General features: G+C 60.3%; 20 protein-coding genes and 1 tRNA gene. 9 read left to right on the plus strand and 12 right to left on the minus strand.

The window, feature by feature from the left end:
* Window positions 1-31 precede the first annotated feature (31 nt).
* Both cmk and aroA read right to left on the minus strand, forming a co-directional pair.
* Window positions 32-679: a (d)CMP kinase gene (gene cmk, locus BS629_RS31975; protein ID WP_018244243.1), complete on the minus strand. Its 648-nt coding sequence runs from the start codon at window positions 677-679 to the stop codon at window positions 32-34.
* A gap of 72 nt (window positions 680-751) precedes the next feature.
* On the minus strand, window positions 752-2,110 hold the full coding sequence (aroA, locus tag BS629_RS31980; RefSeq protein ID WP_018244244.1) for a 3-phosphoshikimate 1-carboxyvinyltransferase: 1,359 nt from the start codon (window positions 2,108-2,110) through the stop codon (window positions 752-754).
* A 275-nt stretch (window positions 2,111-2,385) separates the two neighbouring features.
* Here aroA and BS629_RS31990 point away from each other — a divergent pair, with 275 nt between their 5' ends.
* The 3 genes from BS629_RS31990 to BS629_RS32000 all read left to right on the plus strand — a co-directional run bounded on the left by BS629_RS31990 (window position 2,386) and on the right by BS629_RS32000 (window position 3,340).
* Entirely contained in the window at window positions 2,386-2,769 is a 384-nt protein-coding gene (locus tag BS629_RS31990; RefSeq protein ID WP_003544290.1) for a TIGR02300 family protein, read from the plus strand.
* Window positions 2,770-2,920: 151 nt separating this feature from the next.
* A tRNA-Ala gene (locus BS629_RS31995) sits at window positions 2,921-2,996 on the plus strand.
* Between the two features lie 101 nt (window positions 2,997-3,097).
* Window positions 3,098-3,340, plus strand: coding sequence for a GIY-YIG nuclease family protein (locus BS629_RS32000; RefSeq protein ID WP_018244245.1), 243 nt, complete (start codon window positions 3,098-3,100; stop codon window positions 3,338-3,340).
* 184 nt (window positions 3,341-3,524) lie between these two features.
* On the opposite strand, the gene BS629_RS32005 is transcribed toward BS629_RS32000, so the two are convergent.
* Window positions 3,525-3,761 (minus strand): DUF2798 domain-containing protein, encoded by a 237-nt coding sequence (locus tag BS629_RS32005; RefSeq protein WP_018244246.1) that lies wholly within the window; start codon window positions 3,759-3,761, stop codon window positions 3,525-3,527.
* 238 nt (window positions 3,762-3,999) lie between these two features.
* Between BS629_RS32005 and BS629_RS32010 the strand changes: the two genes are divergently transcribed.
* Window positions 4,000-4,722 (plus strand): YoaK family protein, encoded by a 723-nt coding sequence (locus BS629_RS32010; protein ID WP_026188570.1) that lies wholly within the window; start codon window positions 4,000-4,002, stop codon window positions 4,720-4,722.
* Window positions 4,723-4,790: 68 nt separating this feature from the next.
* The gene (locus BS629_RS32015; RefSeq protein ID WP_018244248.1) at window positions 4,791-5,579 is read left to right on the plus strand and encodes a YdcF family protein; all 789 of its coding nucleotides are present in this window, start codon (window positions 4,791-4,793) and stop codon (window positions 5,577-5,579) included.
* A 97-nt stretch (window positions 5,580-5,676) separates the two neighbouring features.
* Here BS629_RS32015 and BS629_RS32020 read toward each other — a convergent pair whose 3' ends face one another.
* The gene (locus BS629_RS32020) at window positions 5,677-6,150 is read right to left on the minus strand and encodes a hypothetical protein (RefSeq protein WP_018244249.1); all 474 of its coding nucleotides are present in this window, start codon (window positions 6,148-6,150) and stop codon (window positions 5,677-5,679) included.
* A gap of 83 nt (window positions 6,151-6,233) precedes the next feature.
* The gene (locus tag BS629_RS39415; protein ID WP_018244250.1) at window positions 6,234-6,389 is read right to left on the minus strand and encodes a hypothetical protein; all 156 of its coding nucleotides are present in this window, start codon (window positions 6,387-6,389) and stop codon (window positions 6,234-6,236) included.
* Between BS629_RS39415 and BS629_RS32025 the strand changes: the two genes are divergently transcribed.
* Window positions 6,388-7,023: a trimeric intracellular cation channel family protein gene (locus tag BS629_RS32025; protein ID WP_018244251.1), complete on the plus strand. Its 636-nt coding sequence runs from the start codon at window positions 6,388-6,390 to the stop codon at window positions 7,021-7,023. The two genes, BS629_RS39415 and BS629_RS32025, sit on opposite strands and share 2 nt — an antisense overlap.
* 113 nt (window positions 7,024-7,136) lie before the next feature.
* Here the strand turns inward: BS629_RS32025 and irrA are convergent, their stop codons facing one another.
* Window positions 7,137-7,556 carry an iron response transcriptional regulator IrrA gene (gene irrA, locus BS629_RS32030; RefSeq protein ID WP_003555773.1) on the minus strand — a complete coding sequence of 140 codons (420 nt, stop codon included), beginning with the start codon at window positions 7,554-7,556 and terminating at the stop codon, window positions 7,137-7,139.
* Window positions 7,557-7,856: 300 nt separating this feature from the next.
* Between irrA and fabA the strand changes: the two genes are divergently transcribed.
* From fabA to fabI, 3 genes are read left to right on the plus strand one after another with little or no spacing between them, the layout of a single operon-like run.
* Window positions 7,857-8,372 carry a 3-hydroxyacyl-[acyl-carrier-protein] dehydratase FabA gene (gene fabA / locus BS629_RS32035; RefSeq protein WP_018244253.1) on the plus strand — a complete coding sequence of 172 codons (516 nt, stop codon included), beginning with the start codon at window positions 7,857-7,859 and terminating at the stop codon, window positions 8,370-8,372.
* Window positions 8,373-8,417: 45 nt separating this feature from the next.
* Entirely contained in the window at window positions 8,418-9,653 is a 1,236-nt protein-coding gene (gene fabB, locus BS629_RS32040) for a beta-ketoacyl-ACP synthase I (protein WP_026188571.1), read from the plus strand.
* A gap of 1 nt (window position 9,654) precedes the next feature.
* On the plus strand, window positions 9,655-10,461 hold the full coding sequence (gene fabI, locus BS629_RS32045; protein WP_077988764.1) for an enoyl-ACP reductase FabI: 807 nt from the start codon (window positions 9,655-9,657) through the stop codon (window positions 10,459-10,461).
* 93 nt (window positions 10,462-10,554) lie between these two features.
* Here the strand turns inward: fabI and BS629_RS32050 are convergent, their stop codons facing one another.
* The 6 genes from BS629_RS32050 to rbfA form a co-directional block, all read right to left on the minus strand.
* On the minus strand, window positions 10,555-11,571 hold the full coding sequence (locus tag BS629_RS32050) for a class I SAM-dependent methyltransferase (RefSeq protein WP_018244256.1): 1,017 nt from the start codon (window positions 11,569-11,571) through the stop codon (window positions 10,555-10,557).
* 180 nt (window positions 11,572-11,751) lie between these two features.
* The gene (gene pnp, locus BS629_RS32055; protein WP_026188572.1) at window positions 11,752-13,890 is read right to left on the minus strand and encodes a polyribonucleotide nucleotidyltransferase; all 2,139 of its coding nucleotides are present in this window, start codon (window positions 13,888-13,890) and stop codon (window positions 11,752-11,754) included.
* A 348-nt stretch (window positions 13,891-14,238) separates the two neighbouring features.
* Window positions 14,239-14,508, minus strand: coding sequence for a 30S ribosomal protein S15 (gene rpsO, locus BS629_RS32060; protein ID WP_003544317.1), 270 nt, complete (start codon window positions 14,506-14,508; stop codon window positions 14,239-14,241).
* 150 nt (window positions 14,509-14,658) lie between these two features.
* Window positions 14,659-15,510: an alpha/beta fold hydrolase gene (locus tag BS629_RS32065; RefSeq protein WP_018244258.1), complete on the minus strand. Its 852-nt coding sequence runs from the start codon at window positions 15,508-15,510 to the stop codon at window positions 14,659-14,661.
* A 103-nt stretch (window positions 15,511-15,613) separates the two neighbouring features.
* Entirely contained in the window at window positions 15,614-16,546 is a 933-nt protein-coding gene (gene truB / locus BS629_RS32070) for a tRNA pseudouridine(55) synthase TruB (protein WP_018244259.1), read from the minus strand.
* A gap of 13 nt (window positions 16,547-16,559) precedes the next feature.
* The gene (rbfA, locus tag BS629_RS32075; protein WP_017966457.1) at window positions 16,560-16,964 is read right to left on the minus strand and encodes a 30S ribosome-binding factor RbfA; all 405 of its coding nucleotides are present in this window, start codon (window positions 16,962-16,964) and stop codon (window positions 16,560-16,562) included.
* Between the last annotated feature and the right edge of the window lie 52 nt (window positions 16,965-17,016).

Raw genomic sequence — 17,016 nt, forward strand, 5'->3', positions numbered from 1 at the left:
CCATGCTCAGAGCACGCAAAATCGCTTGAATTTAGGCATTTCGGCTCAAGACCGCATCGATGATCGATTGAGCAGCTTGAAACGCGGCCTCTATACTCATTTCCGACGTATCAAGCAAGTGCGCATCGACCGCTGGTTTCAAAGGGCTGTCGGCCCGTCCCATGTCGCGTTCGTCGCGCCGCTTGACGTCCTCGAAGATCGCATCGAAATCTGCCGCAGCGCCCTTGCCGAGGATCTCGTCATAACGGCGCCTTGCGCGAACTTCCGGCGACGCCGTTACATAGAGTTTCACCGGCGCATCCGGGCAGACGACGGTGCCGATATCGCGCCCGTCGAGCACGGTTCCAGGCGCTTTCGCCGAAAACCGCCGTTGCGCCTCGACCAGAGCCCGGCGCACCGCCGGCATGACGGCAATCTTCGAGGCGGCTTCGCCGATCTCATGTTTGGAAAGTATATCGCGATCCAATCCAGCGAGTTCAACCTCTCTTGCGATCTTTTCCGCCACCGCCTCGTCGTCGAGCGGCAGGCCGGCATCGAGCAGCGCCTTGGCCGTGGCGCGATAGGTCAGGCCGGTATCCAGATGATGGAAGCCATATTGGTCGGCGATGCGGCGTGAGAGCGTGCCCTTGCCGGCTGCCGCCGGGCCATCGATGGCGATAATGAAGGTCTTGGTTGTCATCAAATTAGTCCTGCGGCACCGCGCCGAAACGGCGAATGAGTTTGTTTTCGCGGAATTGCCGCGGCGGGTAGATCATTCCGGCACCTCGTCGATCTTTGCTCCAAGGCCGGTCATCAGCTGCATGAATTCGGGAAAGCTGGTCGCGATCATCGCCGCGTCGTCGATTGTGACAGGATGCTCCGAGGCAAGCCCCATGACAAGGAAGCTCATGGCGATGCGATGGTCGAGATGTGTGCTGACCCTGCCGTCGGTAGCGTTGCCGAGGCCCTTGCCGTCAGGCCGGCCGCGCACGATGAGAAAATCCTCGCCTTCGTCGCAATCCACACCATTGAGTTTCAGCCCGTCGGCCACAGCGGAAAGACGGTCGGACTCCTTGACGCGCAATTCCTCAAGCCCCTTCATGACGGTGACGCCCTCAGCGAAACAGGCGGCGACGGCGAGAATAGGATATTCGTCGATCATCGACGGAGCGCGATCTTCGGGAACGGTCACGCCCTTGAGCTCGGAATGGCGCACGCGCAGATCCGCCACGTCCTCGCCGCCGGCAAGACGCGCATTCAGCACCTCGATATCAGCCCCCATCTCCTGCAGCGTCAGGATCAGCCCGGTACGGGTCGGGTTCATCAGCACGTTGACGATGGTGATGTCGGAGCCGGGGACAAGCAGCGCTGCAACCAGCGGGAAGGCGGTGGAAGAAGGATCACCGGGAATGTCGATCACCTGGCCCTTCAGCTTGCCGCGGCCTTCGAGCCGGATTGTGCGGACGCCGTCCTCGTCCGTCTCGACGGAAAGGGCGGCGCCGAAACCCTGCAGCATCTTTTCGGTATGGTCGCGCGTCATCACCGGCTCGATGACCGTGGTGACACCCGGCGTATTGAGGCCGGCAAGCAGCACGGCCGATTTCACCTGGGCGGATGCCATCGGCACCCGATAGCGGATCGGGCTCGGCGTTCCCGGGCCTCTGAGCGTCACCGGCAGCCTGTCGCCCTCGGAGGCGCTGACCTGCACGCCCATTTCGCGCAGCGGATTGAGCACGCGGCCCATCGGCCGTTTCGAAAGCGAGGCGTCGCCGATGAAGGTGGAGCGAAAGTCGTAGGTGCTGACGAGGCCCATGGTCAGCCGCACGCCGGTGCCGGCATTGCCGAAGTCGAGCGGCGCGTCAGGTGCAAGCAGCGCACCGTTGCCGGTGCCCTCGATCAGCCATTGTTCGCCCACCTTGCGGATTCTGGCGCCCATTGCCTGCATTGCGCGGCCGGTATTGATCACGTCCTCGCCTTCGAGCAGGCCGGTGATCCGGGTTTCGCCGGAAGCAAGCCCGCCGAACATGAAGGAACGATGCGAGATCGACTTGTCGCCCGGAATACGCACGCTGCCCGTAAGACCGGCGGATTTGCGGGCGGTGGCGGGCCTGGGCGCAGAGCCGTGCAACATGCGTAATCCTTTGCAAATGCAGTCTATTTTTGCCACAAGACAGGCTTGGCCGGTCGCAATTCCCGTCCGCTTCTGCAGCTGTTGCGGCTCGTTAACACAAACGCGCCGGGCGGTCATCCGTCGGCTTGCCAAAACCCCCGGGCTCCGATCGCAAAGTTTGGCTTTGACATGGGAAGCCACAGCGATTAAGGGGACCGGCTTATAAATTCCGATGGAACGCCGGCTTGATCGGCATTTGCCGAATCTCTTATTCGGTCATTCACACGAGGCTTATAGTGGCGAAAGCGGAACTTGGAACCAAGCGTACCGATCCGGAAACCGGCAAGAAGTTTTATGATCTGAACCGGGATCCGATCGTTTCTCCTTATACCGGCAAGTCCTATCCTCTGTCCTTCTTCGAAGAAACCTCGGCGATCGCCGAAGTTGCCGAGGAAGACGAGGTCGCGGAAGTCGATACTGAAAACACCGAAGTCGAACTGGTTTCGCTGGAAGATGCCGATGAAGCCGCCGGCGGCGACGACATTCCCGATATCGGCGATGACGATGTTGAAATCGAAGGCGACGACGACGACGATACCTTCCTCACACCGGACGAAGACGACGACGATGACGACATGAGCGACATCATTGGCGTGACCGGCGACGACGACGAAGTCTGACGACTGCATTTCGGCCCGGCGAGGAAAAAATTCTCCGGGCCGCATTTTTTTAGGCTTGCTATCTCTGAAAACCGGAAGTAATAAGCCGCCACTCCGCAGGGCACGCCTTGAGGAGTATCCCAGGACCGGCCTCGAGCCGGACCACCTTGATGGGGCTATAGCTCAGCTGGGAGAGCGCTTGCATGGCATGCAAGAGGTCAGCGGTTCGATCCCGCTTAGCTCCACCACGCTTCGCCCTTACGGGCTTCGCGTGGCACCGCCGCGAGAAACCGTTAGGCCGAAGCAGTGCCCGGCATAGCCCGAAGGGCGACGACGGGCTGAAACGCTGATGTGGTATGTTTATATTCTCCGCAGCGTTGATTTTCCCGATCAGGAATATACCGGGTCTACCGCAGATCTGAAACAGCGGCTTGCGGCTCACAATGCCGGAAAATCCACCCACACTGCCAAATTCGTACCATGGAATTTGCTCTGGTATTGTGCCTTTCCCGACAAGCACAAAGCCCTTGAATTCGAAAAATATCTGAAATCGCATTCTGGCAGGGCTTTTGCCAGCAAGAGATTAGTCTAGCTTGATTGGGATCCCGGTCGCCTGACCAATTAAAAGACCGATTCCGATTAAGCACCACATGCTGCCGTGCGAAAACCGAACAGCTAAATTCTGCGGATATGCTTGGCACATTCGCAAAGAAAAGACTCTGATCGCCCCAGCCAACTCCGGCAGGCCGCCTGCGCAGCCCGCCGGCGCCTTGCGCTCACATCTCGACGATAACAGCCGTCACCCGCTTGACCACCGGCAGCACCAATAGCAGGACGGGAAAGGCGATCGCCCAGGAGAGCGCCCATGCGGAGGGCCACATGGCAAGTGCAGGCGCAGTCAGGCCTTGTGCTCTCACGATGCTGATCGCTGAGACGACTGAGGTCATCAACAGCGAGAGGATAAGCGGCATGACGATCGTATTGTAACGTTTGGGGAGTTTGCCTTTGGGCATTTTGATCTCCGTAAGGTGCCGATCAGACAATTGCGCAGCGCCGATCGGCGGGTTGCGCGTTGATTGACGTAAACGCTTACGGAGCTTCGATCTGAAGCAACGCCGTTTCTATGGCCGAAAATGTGTTGCCATTCAAGTCCGCCCTCATCCGCTTCCGATCGCCTTTGCCAATTCCTCAATGAGAGGATGTATGTTCGTTGCTGGAATCTCAGCGATTCGGCTCCAGGACCCTCAGCCAATGACCAGATCAAGACGCCGTCGCATCATCCGGACCCGACGAACCCTGACCGGGCTCGCCCTCGTCGGCTCGATCTCGTTTCTGGCTGGCATGACCGATGCGACCGGTCTTCTGCTGACCGGCGATTTCGTCTCCTTCATGACAGGCAACACGACGCGGGCGGCACTGGCCTTGAGTGAGGGCAATCTTTATCACGCGGCGGTCCTGATCTCCGCCATCGTCGTTTTCGTGCTCGGCAACGCGGCTGGGGTCGTCATCGCTCATGTCTCCGAGCGCCGCATCTTCGTGGTGCTCGGCTGCGTCGGTCTCGTCCTGGCGCTCGCCTCGATGATGACGGTGCAGAACATGCTGTTCGCTCGGTTCTACATGATCGTTTTTTCCATGGGCATGGTGAACGCTGCCGTCGAACACATCGAAGGCCTGCCGATCGGCCTAACCTATGTGACCGGCGCCCTGTCGCGCTTCGGCCGCGGCATCGGCCGCTGGATCATCGGCGACCGCCATATCGAATGGACGATCCAGATTGTGCCCTGGGGGGGCATGATGCTTGGCGCGATCGTCGGCGCCGTCCTGACGCGGCTGACGGGCGCGCATGCACTGTGGCTGGTCTCCTTCTTCGCCATGGTGCTTGCACTTGCTGCCATGTTCATCCCGCGGCCGCTTCAGCGGCGCTTCAACCAGAAGATCGCGCCACATCGATCGGCCGCTGCGCGCGTGAAATAGAACCGTCGCATTCCTGTTACCGTCGAATCGGATAGAAAGGACCGCCGCCAATCCCCAAGGAGTGGGTCTTGTTCCTGATTTCGAAGCTTGTCTGGATTTTCGCTCAACCGCTGTCGCTGGCATTCTTCCTCGTCTTTTTTGCCCTGCTTGCCGGTCTTCTGCGCTGGCGTACCTTAAGTATCCTCGGCGCAACGGGTGCGGCCCTCATCCTTTTCGTCACGCTCTACACCACGGCCGGCAACCTTCTGATGCAGGGTCTCGAGCAGCGCTTCGCAAAGCCCGCCGCTGATCCGGGTCGCCTGCAATGCATGATCGTGCTCGGCGGCGCCTTCGAAAATGAGGTGAACACGGCGCGCCACGGCATAGAATTAAACGGCGGGGCCGACCGCTTCATCGAAGCCTTGCGGCTTGCGCAGAAATTTCCGCAGTCGCGCATTCTGGTATCGGGCGGCGACGGCTCCATTTCGGGCATCTACGAAGGCGATGCGGCGGCATCCGAGCGCTTCTTCCCGCTCTTCGGCGTTGGCAGGGATCGCCTGATCGAAGAGAGGCAATCGCGCACGACCTTTGAAAACGCCGTTAACACCAAGGAATTCCTGGCAAGCCAGGGGCTTTCCAATTGCCTGCTGATCACGTCGGGTTTCCACATGCCGCGGTCCGTCGGCATCTTCCGCAAGCTCGGCATCGATATCGTGCCCTGGCCGACCGATTATCGCACCGATGGCCAGGTGAGGCTCGGGCTCGATTTCACCCAGCCGAACCTCAACGCGCAGAACCTGGCGACGGCGATCCGCGAATGGTACGGCTTGGTGGGATATTATCTCGCCGGTCGCACGTCGGAACTTTATCCGCAATAGAGCGCCGCGCGTCCAGCAGGACGCGCCAAGGACGCTCTATCACTTTGAATTTGCGAATGACTCGAAAATCGATTCCGATTTCGGGTCTTGCGCTGAGCTATTTCTTCGAGATGGTGACGAATTTCGTGCCGCGGACGCGGGCCGTCACGATGCAGGGATCACCTTCGGTGCGGTCGCAGAAACGCGGATGCATCTTCATCGCCAGCACCATGTTGCCGAAGCGCTGGACGAAATCGTAGCCATAGATCTGCGCCGTCGCGATCATGAAATAACCGCCTTCGGCAACCTGGAGGTAGAAATTATAGGTGCAGCCGTCGTCATTGCATTGCGGCCCCTTCTGCCCGTCACAGGTCAGCTGGCCCTCGTTGACCACCGCGTCGATCAGGCCATCATTATTGATGTCCTGCCGGATGATGAAGCCATCGGCAAATTCCGCCGTCTTGCACTGCTCCTGGAAATGTTTCTTCTCGTAGATCTCAGGATCGGAAATCAGCGATTGCTGGCCGAAGGCGACAGCCGGCATGGCAAGCAGCAGGACGATATTCAGAACGGCGAGCACCAGCGTTTTCACGGCTTTCCTCTTTTGGATGAAGGCTCTGTAGCCCAATGCATGTCGTCTAGAAGTGTGCAGCGGTTTTGGGACAACGACATGCATCAAATAAAGACCTTCGCTTTATGACGCCGCCGCCTTGCGCCGCCCTTGCCGCCGTGGTTCTTTCCCGAGAACAGGTAGAGCATGATGTCGTCCGAAAACCGCTGACACTTTTCGGCATCATGCTCTGAAACTTCTGCCGGTTCCGAGGTTCGCATGTCCTTGCTCGTCTATCTCGATTATGCCGGCATTGCGCTGTTTGCCGCGACGGGCGCGCTCGCCGCCTCGCGCAAGCAGCTGGACCTGATTGGTTTTCTGTTTTTCGCCATGGTGACGGGAACGGGCGGCGGCACGGTGCGCGATATCGTGCTCGGCCGCGTGCCGGTCTTCTGGGTTCTGAACCCGGCCTATATCCTCGTCTGCTGCGTCATGGGCGTCATCGTTTTCTTCACCGCCCACCTGCTGGAATCGCGCTATCGCCTGCTGATCTGGCTAGATGCGATCGGCCTTGCCGCCTATTGCGTGATCGGCGCCGCCAAGGGCCTCGCCGCCACCGGCTCGCCGACCATCGCGATCGTCACCGGCACGCTGACGGCGACCTTCGGTGGCATCCTGCGCGATCTGATGGCAAACGAGCCTTCGGTGCTGTTGAGGCCGGAAATCTACGTGACCGCAGCCCTCATCGGCGCCGGCGTGTTCACGCTCGCCAATGCGCTCGGAATGCAGCTCTATCTGGCGTCTGCCTGCGGCGTCGTGGCGGCCTTTGCGGTGCGCGGTGGAGCCCTGTGGTTCGGCTGGACCTTCCCCACCTACAGGCACAAGCCTGGCCGGCATCCGGACGATGTCATGTGAAGCCTAATGCGTGTCGCCCAAAAGTGCGCAGCGGTTTTGGGACACCGACATGCATAAAAAAAGATCTAAAGGGCGTCGCATGAGGCCGATCCGGCGCGGCTCTAGAGGCGTCGTCAGCCCTGCTTCGCGCGCAGGCGGATCACCACGTCGACATGGGCGATCTCCATGCCTTCAGGCGGTTCCGGCAGATTGGCGATCGTCAGGTTGCTGACGGGAATGTCGAGCACCTCGTTTTCGCCTTCGACGAAGAAATGGTGATGGTCGGAAACATTGGTGTCGAAATAGGTCTTGGCGCTCTCGACGGCGAGAACCCGGATGAGACCGGCTTCCGTGAACTGGTGCAGCGTGTTGTAGACGGTTGCCAACGACACTGGCACGCCGGCGGCAACCGCCTCCTCATGCAGTTCCTCGACGGTCAAATGCCGGTCGCCCTTGGCAAACAGGAGGTCGCCGAGCGCGACACGCTGGCGAGTAGGGCGCAGGCCCGCACCGCGCAGCCTTACCTCTATTGCGATCGGGAGTGCACCCGTCATCAAAACCAACTCCGGTTATTCTGGCATAAAGCAATCATGTTTCTTTAAGGGGTATAACTTTTGCATCGGAGCCTTTCAATAGTTCAATGGGGACAGGAGCCTGATAAACGCGGCAAAAACGGGCTTTTGACGCAAATAGGTCTGGTCCCGGCCCTAGCCTTCCTGTATGCGACCACCAAATAATGGCGCAAGCCTGGTCCGGGGAGATGAATGAAGCTGCCTTGCTTGTGCTTCATTTTCTGAAGAACTTGGACTACACGTTCACATCCATTGGCTTGATGCGGGGGGAAAAGAAACTTTATGACGACCAGACAGTCCAGCTTCTCGTATGAAGAACTCATTGCTTGCGCACATGGCGAGCTGTTCGGCCCCGGCAATGCGCAGCTGCCCCTGCCGCCTATGCTGATGGTTCACCGCATCACGGATATTTCCGAAACGGGCGGCACCTTCGATAAGGGCTACCTCCGGGCCGAATATGACGTTCGCCCCGACGACTGGTATTTTCCCTGCCATTTCGAAGGCAATCCGATCATGCCGGGCTGCCTCGGTCTCGACGGCATGTGGCAGTTGACCGGTTTCTTTCTGGGTTGGCTCGGCGAGGCAGGCCGTGGCATGGCGCTTTCAACAGGCGAAGTGAAATTCAAGGGCATGGTCCGGCCGCAGACGAAGCTGATCGAATATGGCATCGACTTCAAGCGTGTCATGCGCGGCCGTCTGGTCCTCGGCACGGCCGACGGCTGGCTGAAGGCGGACGGCGAGACCATATATCAGGCGGCCGACCTTCGCGTCGGTCTATCGAAAGAAAAGACGGCCTGAAACCGCATTTCGAGCGGCTGACGAAAACAACAAAGGTTTGATCAGATGAGACGGGTAGTTGTCACGGGTCTGGGTGTCGTGTCCTCGATCGGAAACGACGCGGCCGAAGTCACCGAATCCTTGCGGCAGGCAAAGTCGGGTATCTCCTTTTCGAGCGATTTCGCCGAACATGGATTCAAGTGCCAGGTTTGGGGCAGTCCGAAGCTCGGTTCGGCGGAACTTGCCGAACTGGTCGACCGCCGCGCCATGCGCTTCCTGTCGCAGGGCGGTGCCTGGAACCATGTCGCCATGAAGCAGGCGATTGCCGATTCCGGTCTCGAGGACAAGGACATCGGCAACAACGAACGCACCGGTATCATCATGGGCTCCGGCGGCCCGTCCACCCGCACCCTCATCGAGGCTGCCGAAATCACTGTGAAGAACAACAGCCCGAAGCGTATCGGCCCCTTCGCCGTGCCGAAGGCGATGTCCTCGACCGCATCGGCCACACTCGCCACCTGGTTCAAGATCCACGGCGTCAATTATTCGATCTCGTCGGCCTGCTCGACGTCTGCGCATTGCATCGGCAACGCCGCCGAGATGATCCAGTGGGGCAAGCAGGACGTGATGTTCGCTGGCGGCCACGAGGACCTCGACTGGACGATGTCCAATCTCTTCGACGCCATGGGCGCCATGTCCTCCAAATATAACGACACGCCGGACAGCGCTTCGCGCGCCTATGACGTCAACCGCGACGGTTTCGTCATCGCCGGCGGCGCCGGCGTGCTGGTGCTCGAGGAGCTGGAGCGTGCCAAGGCCCGCGGTGCAAAGATCTATGCCGAAATCGTCGGCTACGGCGCAACCTCGGACGGCTACGACATGGTTGCCCCCTCGGGCGAGGGCGCTATCCGCTGCATGCGCCAGGCGCTCGCCACCGTCAAAGGTGACGTCGACTATATCAACACCCACGGCACGTCGACGCCGGTCGGCGACAGCAAGGAAATCGGCGCCATCCGCGAGGTATTCGGCTCGAAGATTCCGCATGTCCAGTCGACCAAGTCGCTGACCGGCCATTCGCTTGGCGCTGCCGGCGTGCAGGAATCGATCTATTCCCTGCTGATGATGCAGCAAGGCTTCATTGGCGAAAGCGCTCATATCACCGAGCTTGATCCCGAATTCGAAGGTGTCCCGATCGTGCGCAAGCGCATCGACGACGCCAAGATCGATATTGCCCTCTCCAATTCCTTCGGCTTCGGCGGCACCAACGCCACGCTCGTCTTCCAGCGCTATAACGGACAATAATATGACGGGAATTATGCAGGGTGCGCGCGGGCTCATCATGGGCGTCGCCAACAACCACTCGATCGCCTGGGGGATTTCAAAAGCTCTCGCCGCACAGGGTGCGGAACTCGCCTTCACCTATCAGGGCGATGCGCTCGGCAAGCGCGTCAAGCCGCTTGCTGCCGAGGTCAGCTCGGATTTCGTGCTGCCCTGCGACGTCGAGGACACCGCCTCGGTCGATGCCGTGGTCGACGCGATCAAGGAGCGCTGGGGCAAACTCGATTTCATCGTCCATGCCATCGGCTTTTCCGACAAGAATGAGCTCAAGGGTCTCTACGCCGATACGACGCGTGAGAATTTCAGCCGCACAATGGTCATTTCCTGTTTCTCCTTCACCGAGATCGCCAAGCGCTGCGCGCCGTTGATGGAAGATGGTGGTGCGATGCTGACGCTGACCTACAATGGCTCGACGCGCGTCATCCCGAATTACAACGTCATGGGGGTTGCCAAGGCAGCGCTTGAGGCTTCGGTGCGCTATCTCGCCGCCGACTACGGCCCGCGCGGCATCCGCGTCAATGCCATTTCCGCCGGCCCGATCCGTACGCTTGCCGGCGCCGGCATCTCGGATGCGCGCGCGATCCTCTCCTGGAACCAGCGCAATGCACCGCTGCGCAAGACTGTGACCATCGATCAGGTCGGCAACTCGGCTCTCTACCTGCTCTCCGACCTTTCCTCCGGCGTCACCGGCGAAATCCACTTCGTCGACGCCGGCTTCAACGTCACCTCCATGCCGACGCTGGAAACGCTGCGCAAAGCGGACGTCGAATAAACATTATTCGATCGAAACTCAAAGGCCGTGCGCAGATGATGCGCACGGCCTTTTTCTATCGATAAGAATGATCGGATCGAGGCTGCTTGAGCCCTATTTCTTCGCCCACAGCACCTTGAAGCGGGCGTTGCGGCAGGTTTCCCCGCTTTCCCTGAAATTCGCCGCCAGAACCGGTTCGTAAGGCAGGCCGCGATTGGCGACGAGCATCAGGCGGCCGCCGCCGCGAAGGGCGGATGCGGCAGTCTTGATCATTGCCTGGCCGAGTGCCGGCTCGGCTGCGTGCCCCTCGTGGAAGGGCGGGTTCATGATGACGAGATCGTATTTGTCCTTGACCGGCTCACCCGCCAGATCGTGCCAGTAGAAGCGCGCAGGCGCGTTCGGGCAGTTCTCCGCCAGATTATCCCTGGCAGCCTCCAGAGCCGCGTGATCGGCCTCGTAGAGGTCGAGGCGCGTCAGTCCACGCGACTTCTGGGCCAGCTCGACGGAGAGATAGCCCCATCCGGCGCCAAAATCCGCAACGTCGCCGGTGAAATCCTGCGGTAGGCGCGAGGCCAGCAGTTCCGATCCGGCATCGATGCGGTCATGCGAGAACATGCCGGCGGTTGCATTGAAACGGCCGTCGACACGCACCGGCGCCTTTGCCAGCTTGGAGACAATCTCATCGGCATCCGCCGGCCGGCCGAACCAGAAGGCGACGCCGTGATATTTCGGCATATGATCGACTGCGAGATTGAAACCTTCCATCCGCTTGCGCAGCGGCTGGATGCCGTCTTCCTTCGCGCCGGCAACGACGATCAGGCCGCCGACCCGTGTGCGGGCAATAGCGGCAGCAAGATTGGCCTCGTTCTCACCCTTGTGCTTGGTGCACAGCACCAGAGCCGCATCGTAGTTCTCGCCGTCGATCTCCGGCTTTGCTTCGATGCGCTGCGCCAGCAGCTGCCGATAGAGTGGCCGGAAGCCCTGGACGGCGCTGAGCGAGGCGGCAAAGCCTTCCGGCAGCGCAAAGCCTGCCTCGGCGCCGAGGAAGAGCACGCGCTCGCCCTCGCCGGGCGCCTCGACTGTGCCGCTGGCAAAGGGATGGAACAGGGTCTTCAGCGTCTCGCTGCTCATGGGCCTCGTCTCGTCTTAAAGCATGTCGCGCAAAAGTGTTCAGCGGTTTTGCGATCACGACATGCGCAAAACCAAGGACCTAAAGTGTGGCAAGCGAATCTGAAAGATCGCGCCACGCTTTAGGATACAAAAAAGGGCGCGGAAGCATTTCCGCGCCCGGTATTAAATTTGGAAGGCGGCTTATTCGGCCGCTTCTTCCTTCTTCTTCTCGTTCGGGATTTCCTGGCCGGTGGCCTGGTCGACGACCTTCATCGACAGGCGAACCTTGCCGCGTTCGTCGAAGCCGAGCAGCTTGACCCACACCTTGTCGCCTTCCTTGACGACGTCCTGCGTCTTGGCAACACGCTCGGAAGCGAGCTGCGAGATGTGGACGAGACCGTCGCGGGCGCCGAAGAAGTTGACGAAGGCGCCGAAGTCGGCGGTCTTGACGACCGTGCCTTCGTAGACCTGGCCGATCTCAGGCTCGGCGACGATCGAGTGGATCCACTTGCGGGCCGCTTCGATCTCCTTGCCGGAGGACGAAGCGATCTTGACGGTGCCGTCGTCCTCGATGTTGATCTTCGCGCCGGTCTTTTCGACGATTTCGCGAATGACCTTGCCGCCGGAGCCGATGACTTCGCGGATCTTGTCGACCGGGATATTCATGACTTCGATGCGCGGGGCGAATTCACCGAGCTGGCCGCGGCTTTCGGTAATGGCCTTGGACATTTCGCCGAGGATGTGAGCGCGACCGCCTTGGGCCTGGCCAAGGGCGACCTTCATGATCTCTTCGGTGATACCGGCGATCTTGATGTCCATCTGCAGCGAGGTGATGCCGTCGGCGGTACCGGCGACTTTGAAGTCCATGTCGCCGAGGTGGTCTTCGTCACCGAGAATGTCGGAGAGGACAGCGAAGCGATCGCCTTCCAGGATCAGACCCATGGCGATACCGGCCACCGGCTTTGCCAGCGGAACGCCGGCGTCCATCAGAGCGAGCGAGGTACCGCAGACCGTTGCCATCGAGGACGAGCCATTCGACTCGGTGATCTCGGAGACGACGCGCAGCGTGTAGGGGAACTGCTCGACGGTCGGCAGCATCGGACGGATCGCGCGCCATGCGAGCTTGCCGTGGCCGATTTCGCGGCGACCCGGGGAGCCCATGCGGCCGGTCTCGCCAACCGAGTAGGGAGGGAAGTTGTAATGGAGCAGGAAGCGCTCCTTGTACATGCCCGTCAGGCTGTCGACATACTGCTCATCTTCGCCGGTGCCGAGCGTGGCAACGACGATCGCCTGCGTTTCACCGCGGGTGAACAGCGCCGAACCGTGCGTACGCGGCAGAAGACCGACTTCCGAAACGATCGGACGAACGGTTTCGAGGTCGCGGCCGTCGATGCGGCTCTTGGTGTCGAGAATGTTCCAGCGGACGATCTTTGCCTGCAGGTGCTTGAAGATCGCGCCGACTTCTTCGGCCGTGTACCTGGCGTCGCCTTCCTCGGGGAGGAAGTGTGCCTTCACCTTCGCCTTGACGGCGTCGACGGCGGCGTAGCGGTCGGCCTTCTGGGTGATCTTGTAGGCTTCGCGAAGTTCACCTTCGGCAAGGCCGAGCATCTCGCTTTCGAGAGCGGAGTAGTCTTCCGGCTGGAAGTCGCGCGGCTCCTTGGCGGCAACTTCGGCGAGCTTGATGATCGCGTCGAGAACCGGCTGGAAGCCCTTGTGGCCGAACATGACGGCACCGAGCATGACGTCTTCGTTGAGTTCCTTGGCTTCGGATTCCACCATCAGCACGGCGTCGTAGGTGCCGGCGACGACGAGGTCGAGGCTCGATTCGTCCATCTCGTCGAGATGCGGGTTGAGAACGTATTCGCCGTTGATGTAGCCGACGCGCGCACCGCCGACCGGGCCCATGAAGGGAACGCCGGATAGTGTCAGCGCTGCCGAGGTGGCAACCATCGACAGCACGTCGGGATTGTTTTCAAGGTCGTGCTGGATAACGGTGACGACGACCTGCGTGTCGTTCTTGTAGCCTTCCGGGAAAAGCGGGCGGATCGGGCGGTCGATCAGCCGGGAAACGAGGGTCTCGTTCTCGCTCGGGCGGCCTTCGCGCTTGAAATAGCCGCCGGGGATCTTGCCGGCCGCGTAGGTCTTTTCCTGGTAGTTGACGGTGAGCGGAAAGAAATCCTGGCCTGGCTTCGGCGACTTGGCCGAGACGACGGTGGCGAGAACGACGGTTTCGCCGTAGGTGGCGAGAACCGCGCCGTCGGCCTGACGGGCGATCTTGCCGGTTTCGAGCTTCAGCGGGCGGCCGGCCCACTCGATTTCCACTGTGTGTGTATCAAACATCTCTTGTCCTTCAATGCGGGAGCACGCGCCATCGCCGATATCAAGGCGCAGCGCACAGTCGACCGCAATCAATGTGACGTATCACGGGCAAGACAACGGGAGGCTTTTCATCCTCGGCTTCCTCAGGAGTTCTTGAGAAACCGGGCCAAAGCTCATTGATAAGCCTTGGCCGAAAGCATCCGGCAATCCTGCCCCATGACAGGTCAACGGTTGGTTTGGCAGATCCGGCCCATCCGGGTCTGCCGGTCTTTCCATCGCGTAAAATAGGGCGCGGCTGGAACATTTCATCGGGAGCCGTGTCCCGAAACACATCCGGCGGACGCTTGGGAAAGCGCCCGCCGGATAATCTTAGCGGCGGATACCCAGGCTGGTGATCAGCTTGGAATAGCGGCCTTCATCCTTCTTCTTGAGATAATCAAGAAGCGAGCGGCGGCTCGAAACCATCGTCAGCAGGCCACGGCGGGAATGGTTATCCTTCTTGTGGTCCTTGAAGTGTTCGGTCAGGTTATTGATGCGTTCGGTCAGGATCGCGACCTGGACTTCCGGAGAACCGGTATCGCCTTCAACGGTCGCATATTCCTTGATCAGCGCAGACTTGCGCTCAGCAGTGATCGACATCGGGTGATCCTTTCTAAGAGGAGGAGATAGAGTCGCCAAAAGCCGGGATGTCGTCCAGCTTTGGCCGTGAATGCAAACGGGCGTACCCGATGCTGGCGCTGCCTATAAACCAAATATGGATCGATGGAAAGAGGGGTCGTCCTTGGCGGCTCAACGGCCCGCCATGGCGCCCCGGATCATCCCGTCATAGGCTGAAGGATCCTGCAGCATGGCGAAATGGCTCACATCTCTCAGGATGACGAGTTTAGCGCCCGGAATCTGTTTTGCCATCATTTCCGTATGGTCGAGCTTTACGGCTTCATCATGATCGCCAATGGCAAGTGTGACCGGCACCGAGATCTTGCCAAGATCGGCGGCCGTCCAGGCCGGCTGGGTTGCCCACATTTCGGAGATCTGCTTGACGAAGGCGTCGTATTCGTTCGGCGTCGGCGACAGCTTCCTGTAATATTCGCCGGCGACGTTGATGTAGTCGTTGAAGACCTTGTCGTTCAACACGTCTGGCTTGACGCCGTCTGTCGTGACATTGGCTGCCTGGGCAATGACCCGCGTCAGCTTCTCCGGATGTTTCATCGCCATGTCGATGCCGATGATGCCACCGTCCGACCATCCGACAAGCGTCACCTTGTCGATCTTCAGATAGTCGAGAAGTGCCACATAATCCGATGTCATCAGGTCGTAACCGAAGGGCTGCTGGCTGCGCGTCGAGCGTCCATGGCCGCGGCTGTCGGCAACGATGACCAAGTGGTCCTTGGCAAAATCGGCGACCTGATGAGCCCAGACCTCGGCATTTCCAAGTCCGCCGTGAATGAACAGGATGGGGTCGCCTTCGCCGTATTCGGCGTAATACATCTTGATGTCGTTCACTTCGGCCATGCCGCTCGTCTTTGCCGCCGGCATCGAAGGAAAGGCTGGGAGCTCGGCCCAGCGCTCGGCGGATTGAGCGTTGGCCACGGTCAGGAACATCGAAAAGAACGTCAGTATTCCGATAGCAGTTACGCGCATATTCTTTCTCCTGTCGGACCACCATGGCCCCTCGGGCCGCTATGGCGGCCCGACAGGGAAGATATCGCATCGTTACCGGCTGACAATCGCTATCGTTGTGGGTTCAGGCGAAAACACGCTTCGGGCGAAACTCGCCCTGGCCGATCTCGCCGATCGCGATCAGCCTGCCGCGGGCGGTCGCATAGGCTTCGCTTTCGGCAACCGGCGCATCGCGGCCACGCACCAGGATCGGGTTGCCCATCTTCAGCCGGTGCGCCTGGTCGTCGTTGATGACGAGATGGGGCAGGGCCGATAGCGCTTCGCAGGTGTCGATGAGCAGCGCGTCGAGGGCCGCCAGCCGCTCGTCCATATCCTCGATCGCCTCCAGTGCCACGAGATCTGCGAGCGGCACCATGGCCTCTTCCGCGAAGGGCGCGACGAAGGTGCGCCGCAGCCCGGACACATGGCCGTAGCAGCCGAGTTCGCGGCCGAAATCGCGCGCCAGCGCCCTGACATAGGTGCCCTTGCCGCATTCCACTTCGAAATGTGCGCTATTGGCGTCCGGGCAGGCAAGCAAGGTCAGCCGGAAGATATCGACCTCACGTGAGGGGATTTCGACGGTTTCGCCTTCGCGCGCCAGATCATAGGCGCGTTCACCCGATATCTTGATAGCGGAAAACTGCGGCGGCACCTGGCTGATGGTGCCGATATATCGAGGCAGGATATCGCGGATCTGCTGTTCGCTCGGGCGTTTGTCCGAACTCTCAGTCACTTCGCCCTCGAGATCGTCGGTCGCGCGCTCCTCGCCCCAGCTCACCGTGAATTCATAGATCTTGCGGCCATCCATCACGTAGGGAACGGTCTTCGTCGCATCGCCGAGCGCGATCGGCAGCATGCCGGAGGCGAGCGGATCGAGCGTGCCGGCATGACCGGCCTTCTGCGCCTTGTAGAGCCATTTGATCTTGGAAACGGCTTCCGTCGAGCCGAAATCCACCGGCTTGTCGAGGATCAGCCAGCCGGAAATCGGCCGGCCCTTGGGTTTGCGTGGTTTGGACATGCGTCTCTTCTGTTTATTGTTCGTCATTGTCGCCGTCGAGGTCGCGGCTCACCTCGGGCGAACGCAGCAGCTCGTCGATCTTCTTGTAGTTGTCGAAGCTGGTATCGTCGCGGAAGCGCACCTCCGGCATGTATTTCATCTGCCGGAGCTGCTGCCCGAGCCGGCCGCGGATGAACCTTGCATTACGGTTCAACGCCTCGATGACGATGCTGTGGTCTGAAACGCCGAGCGGCGTCACATAGGCGGTAGCGATCTTGAGGTCCGGCGACATGCGCACTTCCGAGATCGAGATCACGGTCGCTTCGATGACGTCATCACGCACTTCGCCGCGCTGCAGCACCTGGGTGATAGCGGCGCGAACCTGTTCGCCAACGCGCAGCATGCGCTGCGAAGGCGCGGAAGAAGTTGCTCTGGTCATTGTTATCTCTATTTGCCGATGCGGCTGGGAATCGAACCCGTCAAAGGAGAGC

The organism is Rhizobium leguminosarum bv. viciae USDA 2370 (assembly GCF_002008365.1).
Classification (GTDB): domain Bacteria; phylum Pseudomonadota; class Alphaproteobacteria; order Rhizobiales; family Rhizobiaceae; genus Rhizobium; species Rhizobium leguminosarum.